General features: G+C 66.5%; 12 protein-coding genes. 5 read left to right on the top strand and 7 right to left on the bottom strand.

Annotated features, from left to right (window positions below; all coding sequences use genetic code 11):
* Nucleotides 1-233: 233 nt before the first annotated feature.
* Nucleotides 234-1,253: an AI-2E family transporter gene (locus ACR9ZJ_RS16405; RefSeq protein WP_481281781.1), complete on the top strand. Its 1,020-nt coding sequence runs from the start codon at nt 234-236 to the stop codon at nt 1,251-1,253.
* Between the two features lie 51 nt (nt 1,254-1,304).
* On the top strand, nt 1,305-2,324 hold the full coding sequence (locus ACR9ZJ_RS16400) for an AI-2E family transporter (RefSeq protein WP_481281780.1): 1,020 nt from the start codon (nt 1,305-1,307) through the stop codon (nt 2,322-2,324).
* A gap of 19 nt (nt 2,325-2,343) precedes the next feature.
* Here ACR9ZJ_RS16400 and ACR9ZJ_RS16395 read toward each other — a convergent pair whose 3' ends face one another.
* Nucleotides 2,344-4,338, bottom strand: a complete 1,995-nt coding sequence (locus ACR9ZJ_RS16395) for a UvrD-helicase domain-containing protein (RefSeq protein ID WP_481288336.1) — start codon at nt 4,336-4,338, stop codon at nt 2,344-2,346.
* Between the two features lie 118 nt (nt 4,339-4,456).
* Here ACR9ZJ_RS16395 and ACR9ZJ_RS16390 point away from each other — a divergent pair, with 118 nt between their 5' ends.
* Nucleotides 4,457-5,110, top strand: coding sequence for a thymidine kinase (locus ACR9ZJ_RS16390; protein WP_481281778.1), 654 nt, complete (start codon nt 4,457-4,459; stop codon nt 5,108-5,110).
* The gene (locus tag ACR9ZJ_RS16385) at nt 5,107-5,880 is read left to right on the top strand and encodes a hypothetical protein (RefSeq protein ID WP_481281777.1); all 774 of its coding nucleotides are present in this window, start codon (nt 5,107-5,109) and stop codon (nt 5,878-5,880) included. Before ACR9ZJ_RS16390 ends, ACR9ZJ_RS16385 begins: the two co-directional genes overlap by 4 nt.
* Before the next feature lie 6 nt (nt 5,881-5,886).
* Here the strand turns inward: ACR9ZJ_RS16385 and ACR9ZJ_RS16380 are convergent, their stop codons facing one another.
* From ACR9ZJ_RS16380 to ACR9ZJ_RS16355, 6 genes are all read right to left on the bottom strand, one after another.
* Nucleotides 5,887-6,816, bottom strand: coding sequence for a phosphoinositide-specific phospholipase C-related protein (locus tag ACR9ZJ_RS16380; protein ID WP_481288335.1), 930 nt, complete (start codon nt 6,814-6,816; stop codon nt 5,887-5,889).
* Between the two features lie 94 nt (nt 6,817-6,910).
* Nucleotides 6,911-7,723 carry a bifunctional DNA-formamidopyrimidine glycosylase/DNA-(apurinic or apyrimidinic site) lyase gene (gene mutM / locus ACR9ZJ_RS16375; protein WP_481281776.1) on the bottom strand — a complete coding sequence of 271 codons (813 nt, stop codon included), beginning with the start codon at nt 7,721-7,723 and terminating at the stop codon, nt 6,911-6,913.
* Nucleotides 7,724-7,794: 71 nt separating this feature from the next.
* Nucleotides 7,795-8,283, bottom strand: a complete 489-nt coding sequence (locus ACR9ZJ_RS16370; protein WP_481288334.1) for a hypothetical protein — start codon at nt 8,281-8,283, stop codon at nt 7,795-7,797.
* A 1-nt stretch (nt 8,284) separates the two neighbouring features.
* On the bottom strand, nt 8,285-9,631 hold the full coding sequence (locus tag ACR9ZJ_RS16365; protein WP_481288333.1) for a GldG family protein: 1,347 nt from the start codon (nt 9,629-9,631) through the stop codon (nt 8,285-8,287).
* Nucleotides 9,631-10,386, bottom strand: a complete 756-nt coding sequence (locus tag ACR9ZJ_RS16360) for an ABC transporter permease (protein WP_481288332.1) — start codon at nt 10,384-10,386, stop codon at nt 9,631-9,633. The genes ACR9ZJ_RS16365 and ACR9ZJ_RS16360 overlap by 1 nt, the downstream gene beginning before the upstream one ends.
* Nucleotides 10,383-11,099: an ABC transporter ATP-binding protein gene (locus ACR9ZJ_RS16355; RefSeq protein WP_481281772.1), complete on the bottom strand. Its 717-nt coding sequence runs from the start codon at nt 11,097-11,099 to the stop codon at nt 10,383-10,385. The genes ACR9ZJ_RS16360 and ACR9ZJ_RS16355 overlap by 4 nt, the downstream gene beginning before the upstream one ends.
* A 249-nt stretch (nt 11,100-11,348) precedes the next feature.
* Here ACR9ZJ_RS16355 and ACR9ZJ_RS16350 point away from each other — a divergent pair, with 249 nt between their 5' ends.
* Nucleotides 11,349-12,542, top strand: a complete 1,194-nt coding sequence (locus tag ACR9ZJ_RS16350) for a DesA family fatty acid desaturase (protein WP_481282732.1) — start codon at nt 11,349-11,351, stop codon at nt 12,540-12,542.
* The last annotated feature ends 287 nt before the right edge of the window (nt 12,543-12,829 follow it).

The following is a 12,829-nucleotide window of genomic DNA, read 5'->3' as shown; positions in this document are numbered from 1 at the left end:
GGGTGGGAACCGGTGCCGTGGCCTGCGGCGCATGGGCGCAGCCGGCGAGGGCGAGGGCAGCCGCGAGCGCGGCCGGGACGAACTTCATCATGGAAACCCCTGGCAAACAGGCATCGCGCCCGTGGGGCGGCGATTGTCAGGACAGTTTACGACAGCATGACGACGGCGGCACGCCTCTGGCGCGACCACCCACGTCCTGACAGACTGCGCCCTCATCCACGACGAGACCGCTCATGGAAGCCGCCCCTTCGCGGACGCACGCCGTGCGCATCGCCAGCTACATTGCCGCCGGACTCGGTCTTTTCCTCGTCCTCTACCTGCGCCTGCTGCCTGCCTTGCTCGCGGGCCTGCTGGTCTACGAGGTCGTGGTCTCCACGGCTCCCCTGATGGGACGGAAGCTTTCGGGCGACCGTGCGCGCGTGCTGGCCGTCGCCCTCGTCGGCGTGATCGTGGTCGGTTTGCTCACCCTGCTCATCCTCGGCGGCATCAGTTTCTTCCGCAACGAGATCGGCAATCCGGAAGACCTCTGGCAGAACAAGCTCATGCCCGTGGTGGAGCGGGCTCGCCAGCAATTGCCGCAGGCCGTGGTGGAGCGCCTGCCGGACAGCGTGGACGCCCTGCGCATCACCGCGATGGACTGGATGCGCTCGCATGCCGTGACCTTGCAACTGGCCGGCAAGGAGGCCGCGCGTGTCCTGGTGCATATCATCATCGGGTTGGTGCTGGGCGCGATCATCGCATTGAGCCGCGCCCGGCCCACCCACCAGATAGGCCCCTTCGCGGCGGAACTGAGCCTGCGCAGCGCGCGGCTCGCCGACGCCTTCCACAACATCGTCTTCGCCCAGATCAAGATCTCGCTGTTCAACACGCTGTTCACGGCGATCTACCTGCTCTGCGTACTGCCGCTCTTCGGCGTGCACCTGCCGTTGACGAAGACGCTGATCGTGATCACCTTCGTGGTCGGATTGTTACCGGTCATCGGCAACCTGTTGTCGAACACGGCGATCACCATCGTCGGCCTGTCGGTGTCGTTGTACGTGGGATTGGGGGCACTGGCATTCCTCATCGTCATCCACAAGTTCGAATATTTCCTCAACGCGCGCATCGTCGGCGGCCAGATCCGTGCGCGGGCGTGGGAGTTGCTGGTGGCCATGTTGCTGTTCGAAGCCGCCTTCGGGCTCCCCGGCGTGGTGGCCGCGCCGATCTTCTACGCGTACCTGAAGGCTGAACTGGAAGCGGAGCGCTTGATCTAGCGTTCATCGCCCGGCTGATGGAATCGCGCCACCTTCGAGGAGTTGAACCATATGGCGGGTATCCCGCACGACCCGCGCGGCATCCGGATCGCCACCTACGTGCTCGCGGCGCTGGCACTGTGGGGCATCCTGATGCTCCACCTCGTCTCGGCACTGCTCGCCGGCTTGCTGGTGTACGAGGTCGTGGAAGCGCTCACGCCACTCATCCGGCGGGTCATTCCCGGCGAACGCGCGCGATTGATCGCGGTCGGCGTGGTCACCGTGGTCGTGGTGGGCGCGATCATCCTCATCGTCGTGGCCGCGTTGTCGTTCTACCGGCGCGACATCGGCGATCCCCAGGAATTATGGGACAGCAAACTGCTGCCCTTGCTGAGCAAGGCCCACGAGCAATTGCCGCCCTGGTTGACCTCGCGCCTTCCCGACAGCTTCGTCGACTTCCGCGAACAGGGCATGGCCTGGATGCACGAGCATTCCGGCGACCTTCGCTTGGCTGGCACCACGACCGCGCGCGTGTTCGCGCATATCCTCATTGGCCTCGTCCTGGGAGCGATCGTCGCGGTGACCCATGGCGCGGGCGGCCGTCCGGCGCGGCCGCTGTCGTTCGAGTTGTCGACCCGTGCGATGCGACTGGCCCATGCGTTCCACAACATCATCTTCGCCCAGCTGAAGATCTCCGCGATCAACACCGCGCTGGCGGCGATCTTCCTTCTCGTCGCGCTGCCATTGTTCGGCGTGCACGTGCCGTTGGCGAAGACGATGGTGCTGGTGACCTTCGTGACGGGCCTGCTGCCCGTGGTGGGTAACCTCATATCGAACACGCTCGTGACCATCGCGGCGTTGTCCGTCTCGCTATGGGTGGGCGTGGCCGCGCTAGGCTTCCTGATCGTGGTGCACAAGCTGGAGTATTTCCTCAACGCGCGCATCGTCGGCGGCCAGATCCGCGCACGGACATGGGAATTGCTCGTGGCGATGCTGGTGTTCGAGGCGGCATTCGGCCTGGCGGGGCTCGTGGCCGCGCCGATCTACTACGCCTACCTCAAGAGCGAACTCGAAGCCGAAAAACTCATCTGAGCCAGCGCCGGCTCGGCCATCAGGCGCCGCCGGCCAGCATCGCCCTGATCCTCGCCATGTGCGTCTCGGCGGTCTCCTTCTTCACCTCGGCGTCGGCGTCGGGATCCTTGCCGTCCCAGTGCAGGTCGTCCTGCGGGAGTTCCCCGAGGAAGCGACTGGGATCGTTGTTGAGGATCTCGCCGTACTTGCGCGACCGCGCCGCGAACGACAAGGTCAACATCTCCTTGGCCCGCGTGATGCCCACGTACATCAGGCGTCGTTCCTCATCGAGGCGACCCTCGTCGATCGCGCCTTCATGCGGCAGCGTGCCGTCTTCGCATCCGACGATGAAGACGAAGCGGAATTCCAGCCCCTTGGCCGAATGCAGGGTCATCATGCGTAGCGCATTGCCCGGGTCGTCACGGTCGGCGTGGCTGAGCAGCGCCAGTTGGGCGGCGATATCGCCGGTGCGGCCGCCGTCCCTGCCCATCGCGCGGAACCAGTCCACCAGCTCGCGCAGGTTGCCGAGACGGCGTTCGCGGAGCGTTTCGTCGGGCGTGGATGCGGCGATCTGCGCGCCGTAGCCGGTTTTCTCGATGACGGTGTTGACGAGTTCGGCGGCGCTCTCGTGGACGGCGTGGCTGCGCAGTTCGTCCATCAGCCGCGCGAAACCGGCCAGCGCCGATGCGGGGCGTGGCGAGATATTCTTCAGCGCGGCGTCGCTGCGCGCGGCGTCGAGCAACGACGCATTGCGCGCTTGCGCCATCTGGCCGAGCTTCTCCAGCGACGTCGCCCCGATCTCGCGCTTGGGTACGTTCACCACGCGCAGGAAGGCCGCGTCGTCGGTGGGGTTGGTGAGCAGGCGAAGGTAACAAAGGATGTCCTTCACCTCCGCGCGGTCGAGGAACGAGAGCGCGCCGCTGAGGTGGTACGGCACGCTTGCCAGGCGCAAGGCCTTCTCGATGGCGCGGGCCTGGAAATTGCCACGGTACAGGATGCAGAAATCATCCCAGCGGATGCCCTTGTCCTTGTACTTGGCGTGCAGGTTCGCCGCGATGGCGGCGACGCGCTCGGCTTCGTGCTCGCTGTCCTTGCACTCGATGACGCGGATGGGTGGACCTTCGACGTGGTCGCTCCACAGCTTCTTCTCGTGCACGTGCGGATTGTTCGCGATCAAATGGTTCGCCGCGCGCAGGATGCGCTTAGCGCAGCGATAGTTCTGTTCCAGCTTGATGACGCGAAGCTGCGGGAAGTCGCGGCCGAGTTGATCGATGTTTTCCGGATTGGCGCCGCGCCATGCGTAGATGCTCTGGTCGTCGTCGCCGACGCAGGTGAATCGCGCTTTCGGGCCGGAGAGTGCCTTGAGCAGGCGGTATTGGGCGTCGTTGGTATCCTGGTATTCGTCCACCAGCAGGTAACGCAACCGTTCCTGCCAGATGGCGCGTGCGTCGGCATCGCTTTCGAGGATGCGCAGGGGCAGGCGGATCAGGTCGTCGAAGTCCACCGCGTTGAAGGCGGCCAGGCGCTGCTGGTAGAGGTCGTAGATCGTCGCGGCTTCGATCTCGCGTGGGCTGCGCGCCGAAGCCATGGCTTCCTCGGGCGTGAGCCCGGCATTCTTCGCGCGGCCGACGAGGTTGCGGATGCCCTGGATGACTTCCGGCTTCACTCCCTTGGGTGACAGTTCCTTGATCATGTTGGAACTGTCGTCGGCATCGAGCACGGAGAAGCCTCGCCGCAACCGCGCGCGCTCATGCTCGATCTGCAGGAACTTCAGGCCCAGCGCGTGGAAGGTGCAGACGGTAAGGGCTTTCGCCGCGTCATCGGAGATGAGCCGGCCGACGCGCTCGCGCATCTCCTTCGCCGCCTTGTTGGTGAAGGTGATGGCGGCGATCTTTTCCGCGGCCAGGTGCCGGCGCGAGATGAGATGGGAGATTTTTTCCGTGATGACACGGGTCTTGCCGGAGCCGGCGCCGGCCAGCACGAGGAGGGGGCCGTCGCAGTATTCGACAGCCGCGTGTTGTTGCGGGTTGAGCATCGGGATCGGCCGTAGGACAGGCGGACGAGGCCACGGATGTTAGCAGGTGGGGAGGCGGGCCGTATGCCGGCCGGCGGGCTTGGCGGTACCATGCCCGGTCACGCACCGGACCGACCGCATGGCCAAGCTCTACTTCTATTACTCGGCGATGAACGCCGGCAAGACCACGACCCTGCTGCAAAGCGCGCACAACTACCACGAGCGTGGCATGCGCACGCTCATTCTCACGCCGGCGCTGGACCATCGCTATGGCGAGGGCATCGTGGCCTCGCGTATCGGCCTGCAGGCCCGGGCGATGCGTTTCGGCGGCGAGGACGACATCTTCGGTCTCGTGGAGCGGGATATCGAGCGCCGCGGTCCCCTGCATTGCGTGCTGGTGGACGAAGCCCAGTTCATGAGCAAGGCCCAGGTCTGGCAGCTTTCCGACGTGGTCGACCGCCTTGGCATTCCGGTGCTCGCCTATGGGTTGCGCACGGATTTCCGTGGCGAGCTCTTCGAAGGCAGCAAGTATCTCCTGGCCTGGGCCGACAACCTGGAGGAGATCAAGACGATCTGCCATTCGGGCAAGAAAGCCACCATGGTGGTGCGGGTCGACGAGCACGGCCGTGCGGTGACCCAGGGGCCGCAGGTTGAGATCGGTGGCAACGACCGCTATGTCTCCGTGAGCCGCGCCGAATTCAAGAGCATTACCGGCGGTGACGGCCGTATCGAGTTGCAGCAATCGGTGCTGCCGCTCGGAGAAAACGATCCCGACGAAGGAAGCCACGCGTGACCGAGACGACGCCACACGCCGCCGAATGGCCGCGCCCCTACTGGAAACCGAGTGACGAGCAGGCGGTCTTGCTGTTCTTCGTGTTCGGCGCCTTCGCCGAGGACCTGGCCATTCCCGCCGCCCGTTACGGCAGCCCGGGACTGCCGGAGGGCGTGGAGTTGCAGCGCTTCCAGAACGCGGTGCTCGCGCGCTGGGAAGGCTATCCCCTGTCCGGCGCGCTTGGCGAACTCTTGCGCGAAGACAATCCGGAAGCCTTCCAGGCGGCCAAGGCCGCTCCGCATGTCGTGGCCATTCGTGGCCGCTTCGCCGATCGCGACCGCCTGGACTACCTGCGCGACACGCTCGGCGTGGTGGCCGCGCTGACCGACATCGGTGGCAAGGCGGTCGTCGATCCGCAGATACTCACGTTGTTCGACGCCGCGGGTTGGCGCGAGCATTACCTGGTGCAGGGCGGCGCGCCCCCTCGCCACCACGTGTTGATCCTCTGCAGCCCCGAAGAAGCCAAGGGGCGTTCCTGGATTCGCACACGCGGCATGCGCAAGTTCGGTCGTCCGGACATCAGCCTCGCCAACGTGCCCGATCGCGAGATCGATCGCGCCGGCGCGTTGGCCGAGCGTTTCGTGGAACTGGGGGCGTTGGGTGCGCATTTCGATCCCGCGCAGACGATCGATGTCGACGGCGTGCCGGGTGGATTGGCGGTGACCTTGTCCGGCAACGAAGAAGACCCCGCCTTCAACAACTCCCATGCGGACATGCGCTGGCCGGACTGATCCGGTTCACGGCAGTTCGTCCGGCGCCGACCGCGTGAGCCAGTTCGCGAAGCGCGCGGTATCGCCGTGCTGGTGGAAATCCACGGCGACGAAGTTCGGTTTGCGTCGTGCGGAAGGGCGGCAATGATCGAGGTACCGGCTCTGGAGCCGGTCGAAATCGTTGTCGCTGCGGGCATGGCTTTCGAACGGTGCTCCGTGGAACTGGTTCATCGTGAACAATGGCCGCCAGCCGGGCTTGCCCGGGATCTCCCGGCGCGATAACGGGGTGTCCCAGCGGCTGTGGCAGCTGTTGTCGTGGGTCAGGGGTGTCGCGCCGAGGCTCCAGTAGTTTTCCACGGTGAAATCCTCGCTTGGCATGATGTGGATCGCACCCGCGCGGGTCATCAATGCCCCACTGTTGTCGCGCTTGAGACTGAAGATGAGCACGCGCTGCCCGCTCTTGACGATGTCCTCGGGCGTGGGCCATTCCGGTGTCGGCCATGCATGGGGATCGAAGGTCTTTCCTACCAGGCCCGGCGACTTTCCGAGTTCGGCGACCAGGTCGTTCGCATCGGTGAAATCGTCCAGGTGAAGGCTGACGATCGCGTCGGGGTCGCTTTCCAGGAACGGCAAGAGCACCTCGTTGACGAGGTCGGCGAGGGGCTGCGCCTGGCCTGTGCATACGTTGTGACAGAGCAGCACGCGCCCCTGGCCGGAGTGCAGGTCGAGCATCAGTCCGCGCACGCCTCCGGCAAGCTGCTCGCTCACTGTCTGGGTCTGGTTGGGGAACAGGCCGTTGCTGGTGAAGGCGTTGTGGCTGGTCACCCAGCTGTAGCGGTCGAATGGCCGGCTCGTGTCTGCGGGAGCGTCGGCAAGGGCCGTGCCGGCCAGTAGGCCGATGCCGAGGGCGAGGAACGCACCGCGTCGGATGATCGGCTTCGGGCGTGGGCTGTTCATGCGGAGCTTCCGTGGCAGGGATGTGGCACGGAAGTCTAGGAAGTCACACCCTCGCGGCGCCGTAGGGCCAGGCCGTCATTTCACGTCGTCCCTGCTACTTCTGGCAGCCCGGGCAATAGAAGGAAGCGCGTTGGCCGAGCGTCACGACGCGGATGGCCTTTCCACATACCTTGCAGGGTTCATCCGCACGCCCGTACGCGAAGAGTTCCTGGAAGAAATAACCGGGCGCTCCATCCGGTGCGAGGAAATCGCGCAGTGTCGTACCGCCCCGGTCGATGGCATGGGCGAGGATGCGCTTCACCTCCATCGCCAGCTTTCGATAGCGTTCGAGCGATATCTTCCCGGCCGCGCGACGCGGGTCGATGCCGGCGGCGAACAAGGCTTCGCTCGCATAGATGTTGCCGACGCCGACGACGACGGCATTGTCCATCAGGAACGTCTTCACCGCGGCGGAGCGGCCTCGCGACACCCGCCACAGCAGGTCGCCATCGAACGCCTCGGTGAGCGGTTCGGGCCCGATACCTTCGAGCAATTCGTGCGTTTCGCCCGGCATCTGCCAAAGCAACGCGCCGAAGCGGCGGGGATCGGTAAAGCGCAGCACCTGCCCGGAGTCGAACGCGATGTCGACGTGGTCATGCTTGCCGATCGGCGTATCCGCGGGGAGCACGCGCAGCATGCCCGACATGCCCAGGTGCAATAGCGCGGTGCCCGCTTCGGTCCGCAAGAGCAGGTATTTCGCCCTCCGCTCCACGCTGTCGATCACCTGTCCCGGCAGCAGCGTCGAAACCTCCGCGGGGATGGGCCAGCGCAGGTCCGGACGGCGAAGTACCACGCCCGTGACACGGCGGCCCTCGATGTGGGGAGCGATACCGCGACGCGTGGTTTCTACTTCGGGCAGTTCTGGCATGCGTGAAAGATGGGGTGTGCCGTCGCGCCTGGCAAGCGCCGTCGGGAGACGGGAGCGCGCCGTCCGCGTACCTACCGGGCGCTCGACGTGGTCGTCGGTAGCGAAGCCGTCCGCGGCGCACGCGGCAACGCCTGGGCAGGCACGAACGCGACCCGTCCCGCCACGCGCGCATAGCGCTGCTTGCCCAATGCCGTCATCTCCCCGAACTCGATGCGCGTACCGTCCAGGACCAGGATGGCCAGGGGCGGCGCCAGGCCGATCTTCGCCGCTTCGAAGCCACTGGCCGGCGTCCACCCCGACACCGGCGTCGCCGCCAGCGCGGCCAGTTCCTGTGCCCGTCCTTCGTCGACCGGACCCGCCGGGCTGGTCCAGTGTCCGTCGCGCCGGTCGAACCGTTGCGCCGGCAGTCCCTTCAGCTCGACTTCGATGCTTTGCACGGCATCCGGATCGAGCGGGGTGAGCGTGAACGCGCGCGCCTGGGCGTCATCGGCGTGCCACTGCCATGCCACGGCAGCGACGAGGAATACGAGCAGGGCGAGGCCCGCCAGCCTGGCTTTCACCTCATCGCCTCCGTCGTCGCCATGCGATGCCCACGCCCAAGCCCAGGAGCGCGAGTGGCAGCGCGACCAGGAAACCCAGCGTGACCGCATTGAGGCCCTCCTGGGAGAGCGAGATCACGCGATCCGGCGCCCCGCGGGCGGGCAAGTCCACGAGCACGTCGTCGCCCAGCAGCCAATCGATAATGCGCTCGCCCAGGGCGCGGTTGCCGCCATTGCCGACGTAGGTATTGGAGAGGAAGTCGCCATCGCCCACGATCACGGCGCGTTGTTCGCTCTTGGCCGGGCTGGGCGAGAGGCGGTTCAGGGCGAAGCCGAAGTCGAGGGGTCCCTTCAGTTCGCCCGCCTCGGGATGGAAGGCGACGGTGGAAGGCTTGTCGTTGTCGATGCCACCGAATGCCGTCCAGCTGCGCTCGCCCGAACGCAGGAAGGGCACGACCGCCCAATCGTGATCGGATACCTGCGCGAGCGCGGATACCTGGGGGAACAGCGTGGTGTCGCGAAACGCCCGGGTGATCGCATGGAAAGGGTAATCGCCGACCACGACGATGCGGGGGTCGTCGACGTTGAGTGTGCTTCCCTGGCCATCGACCAGCACGCCGGGCAGTACGCGAACGCCCAGCACGTCGGCGATGGCGCCGGTGCCGAGGTCGCCATTGCCGGGCTCGGCCATCCACAACAGGTTGCCGCCACCGCGGACATAGTCGACGAGCGCGCCGACGGTGGCCGCCGGAAGAGGAGCGCTGGGGCTGGCAAGCACCACCAGGTCGGTATGTTCGGGCACGCCCCGGGTCTGGCTGAAATTGAGCGGCACGGCGCGGATGCCGCGCCACTCGACCTGGCTCATGAAGGCACCGAGGTCGGCGTTGGCGTGTCCGTCGGCCTGGCGTTCGCCGTCACCCGTCACGAAGGCGACGATCCGCTGGCCACCGCGGGCGAGGCGCTCCAGGGCGTTCGACAGATTGCGTTCGTTGATCGGGCTTTCGACGCGTTCCTCGCGACCCTGGTAGCGAACCAGCAGCGCGCCGTCGCCGGCGATGCCCAGCTGGCGTGAGGCGGCGGGATCGACGTCGGGGTCGACGAAGGACAGCGCGAGGTCCTTCTTTTCACGGATGTAGCGTTCGAGCACGGCGGCGATCTGTTCGCGCAACGGCCCGGTGGGTGAGATGTAGCCCACGACGTCGACCGGGCCGCGCAGCTTGTCCAGCACCGCGATGCTCTCGGGTGCGAGGCTGGCGCGCGAGCCCCGCGTCCAGTCGAAGGTCCATACGTGGCGCGAGCTGAGGAAGCCGATGCAACCGGCGGCCACGAAGAGGCCGAGCAGCACGAGCCAACGATCGAGGCGGCGCATCACTGACGCTCCCTGTCGGAAGCCAGGCGACGGATGGCGAGACTCAACGACAAGGCGATCGCCAGCGCGAACCAGGCCAGGTCGCTGGATGCAACGAGACCGCGCAGGAGGTTTTGCAGATGCGTCGCCATGGTGAGCCATTCGAGGAAGCCACCGCTGACGCCGGCCGCCTGCGCGCCGCGGTCGATCGTCCAGAGGGCCAGCGTCACGATGAGGGTCATCGCCGCGGCGATGGCGGGGAAGGCGGTCGCCGCGGAGCAGGCGATGCCGATCGCGGCCAGCGTGGCCAGCAAAAGCGCGGTGCCGAGGGTGGCCGAGGCGAGCTTGCCCCAGTCCGCCGTGGAGCCGAAGCCGACGACCAGGGGCATCGCCAGGGTGGCCAGCAGCCACAAGGCCAGCCACGCGAGCACGGCCAGGTACTTGCCGAGCACGATGCGCCACGGCGGCAGGCCCGTGGAGGCGAGGAGGGCCAGCGTGCCGGCACGGCGTTCGCCGGCAATCAGGGTCATGGTCATCAGCGGAACGACGAGGAAGGCGAGCTTGGCCAGTTCGGCGAGCAGGGGGATCGCCACGAGATCGGTGAAGCCCGGGGCGTCGGCGACGGCGGCGAGCTTCACCTGGGCGCCGAGGAACTGGCCCAGCCCGAGCACGAAGGTCCAGGCCAGCCAGGCGATGGTCAGCGCGGCCAGCGCCCAGGCCAGCGGGCGGACGGCGAGACGCTTCAATTCGAGACCGGTCACGGCGGAGACGCTCATGCCGCGGCCCCCGTGGCGATGCCGAAAAAGACCCTCTCCAGCGAGGCGCCACCGTCTTCTCCGCCCAGCGGCGCGTCGTGGCGCAGACGTCCTTCATGAAGGATGGCCACGCGATCGCAGACGGCGACGACCTCGGCGAGGACGTGCGTCGAAAGAATGACGGCCGAACCGGCCATGGCGCGCTCGCGGATCAGCTTGCGCAGTTCCCCCACCTGGATCGGGTCCAGGGCGTTGGCCGGTTCGTCGAGGATGATGAGGGCGGGGTCGTGCACCAGGGCGCACGCCAGGCCGAGGCGTTGGCGCTGGCCCTGGGACAGGACGCCGGCGAGGCGCCGGCGCAGGTCGCCGAGTTGCAGCCGCGCGATGATCGATTGCGCGGCCCGCCGCGCCGCCTGCCGGGTGGCCCCGCGCAGCCGGGCGAACGCGATGAGGTGCTCTTCCACGGAGAGTTCGGGCCATGACGGCGCGCTCTCGGGAAGCCAGCCGACGAGCTGGCGGGCAAGGGCGGGATGGGCGACGAAATCCCGGCCGTCGAGTTCGATCCGCCCACGGTCGGGCCGGAGCACGCCGGAAAGCATCGAAAGCGTCGTGGATTTTCCCGCGCCATTCACACCGAGCAGGCCCAGTACTTCACCGCGGTTCAGGGAAAAGGACACGTCCGTCACCGCTTCCCGGCCGGAACGACGTCGCGAAATGCCTTCGATATTCAGCATTGACTCGTGCTCATGCGACTACGTCGGCGATCGTCGCGCTATACGTAGCATCTTGCGCCCAACGTGCGAGGCGGTCGTGATCAGTCTGAACGGGTGGACGGGAAGTCATCCGGCGATTGTGCGGAATGGGCTCGCGATCCCACAACAACTCCTTTCACAATTTGCCGCTTTCCGTGCTGGTGGGTATGGATGTTGCTGGTTAGACTGGACTTGTACGCCTCCTTTCACTTCCCGCGCGGTACCGACTCGATGCTCGACACCCTGCTCGATTTCCTGGCCAACGGACTCACCCGCGCAAGCTGGGGCGAGATGCTGGTCTATCTGCTCGTGGTCACCCAGCTCACCATCTTCACGGTGACGCTGTACTACCACCGCAGCGCGACCCACCGTGGCGTGGATTTCCATTGGACCCTCAACGGCTTCTTCCGTTTCTGGGGTTGGCTGACCACCGGCATGGTGGTGAAGGAGTGGGTGGCCATCCACCGCAAGCACCACGCCAAGGTGGAAACCGAGGAAGACCCGCATAGCCCGCAGATCGCGGGCATCAAGAAGGTCTTCCTGGACGGCGTGGCTCTCTACCGCGAGGCCAGCTACAACAAGGCCGACATGGAGAAGTACGGCCGCGGCACGCCGGACGACTGGTTCGAGCGCAAGCTGTTCGGCCGTCACCCCTACTGGGGCCCGACGCTCATGGCCATCATCGACATCTCGCTGTTCGGCGTGATCGGTCTCGCGATCTGGGCGGTGCAGATGATCTGGATCCCCTTCTGGGCGGCCGGTTTCGTCAACGGCATCGGCCACTGGTGGGGCTATCGCAACTTCGAGAGCTCCGACAAGGCGACGAACATCTCGCCCTGGGGTTTCTGGATCGGTGGCGAAGAACTGCACAACAACCACCACGCCTTCCCCAGTTCGGCGAAGTTCGCCCTGCGCAAGTGGGAGTTCGACATCGGCTGGGCGGCGATCTGCAGCCTGCGCTTCCTGGGCCTGGCCAAGGTGCTGCGCGTCGCGCCCACCCTGAACATCCGTCCGAACGTGCACCTGCCTGACGCCGAGACGCTGAAGGGTGTGTTGACCCTGCGCTTCCAGGCCACCACCGACTATTACCGGAACGTGATCCTGCCCACGATGCGCGAGGAAATGGGTCAGGCCGGGGACAGCATCAAGTCCGTGCCGCGTCGCCTGCGCCGCGCGCTGGCCGATGGCGGCCGCTGGCTCGACAACGACGCCCGCGAGCGCCTGCAAGCCGCCCTGGCCAACCGCCCGGCGCTGCGTACCGTGTGCGAGTTCCGCGCCCGGCTCGTGGCCCTGATGGAAGAGCGCGGTGCCGACAAGTCGCTCAAGGCCTTGCAGCAGTGGATCGTGGAAGCCGAGCAGAGCGGCATCCGCTCGCTGCAGCAGTTCGCGCAACGGCTCAAGGGCTATTCGGCGGTGGGCGCGTAACCCTCCCGCATGGACTCGGTCACTGAAAACCCCGCCTCATGGCGGGGTTTTTTTTGCTTTGTGTCGTGGGGTGGGTGGGGCTTCCGGCTCGGCTTCGCCCTCGCGTTGGTCGTGTGCGGCGAGGGGAGTTGCCGGGCGCCACCCTCGGCGCGACGGTAGTCGCCGTCCCTTGGGGAAGGATGCCGCTGGCGCGGCCGTGTTTGATGGCTGGCGCCCCGGCGGGCTCGGACGGTCGGGCGGGGGTTTCCGATTCGCCTTCCTGGCTCAGCGGAAACGGCCGGCCATCC

This window comes from Luteibacter sp. KNZ12-1A, assembly GCF_056755675.1.
This window is presented reverse-complemented; position numbering and strand designations above follow the sequence as displayed.

Excerpts from the sequence above, each read along its gene's own strand:
- ACR9ZJ_RS16365 (WP_481288333.1), bottom strand. The coding sequence starts at position 9,631 with ATGCGCCGCCTCGATCGTTGGCTCGTGCTGCTCGGCCTCTTCGTGGCC.
- ACR9ZJ_RS16400 (WP_481281780.1), top strand. The coding sequence starts at position 1,305 with ATGGCGGGTATCCCGCACGACCCGCGCGGCATCCGGATCGCCACCTAC.
- mutM (WP_481281776.1), bottom strand. The coding sequence starts at position 7,723 with ATGCCAGAACTGCCCGAAGTAGAAACCACGCGTCGCGGTATCGCTCCC.
- ACR9ZJ_RS16355 (WP_481281772.1), bottom strand. The coding sequence starts at position 11,099 with ATGCTGAATATCGAAGGCATTTCGCGACGTCGTTCCGGCCGGGAAGCG.
- ACR9ZJ_RS16390 (WP_481281778.1), top strand. The coding sequence starts at position 4,457 with ATGGCCAAGCTCTACTTCTATTACTCGGCGATGAACGCCGGCAAGACC.
- ACR9ZJ_RS16405 (WP_481281781.1), top strand. The coding sequence starts at position 234 with ATGGAAGCCGCCCCTTCGCGGACGCACGCCGTGCGCATCGCCAGCTAC.
- ACR9ZJ_RS16350 (WP_481282732.1), top strand. The coding sequence starts at position 11,349 with ATGCTCGACACCCTGCTCGATTTCCTGGCCAACGGACTCACCCGCGCA.
- ACR9ZJ_RS16395 (WP_481288336.1), bottom strand. The coding sequence starts at position 4,338 with ATGCTCAACCCGCAACAACACGCGGCTGTCGAATACTGCGACGGCCCC.
- ACR9ZJ_RS16380 (WP_481288335.1), bottom strand. The coding sequence starts at position 6,816 with ATGAACAGCCCACGCCCGAAGCCGATCATCCGACGCGGTGCGTTCCTC.
- ACR9ZJ_RS16360 (WP_481288332.1), bottom strand. The coding sequence starts at position 10,386 with ATGAGCGTCTCCGCCGTGACCGGTCTCGAATTGAAGCGTCTCGCCGTC.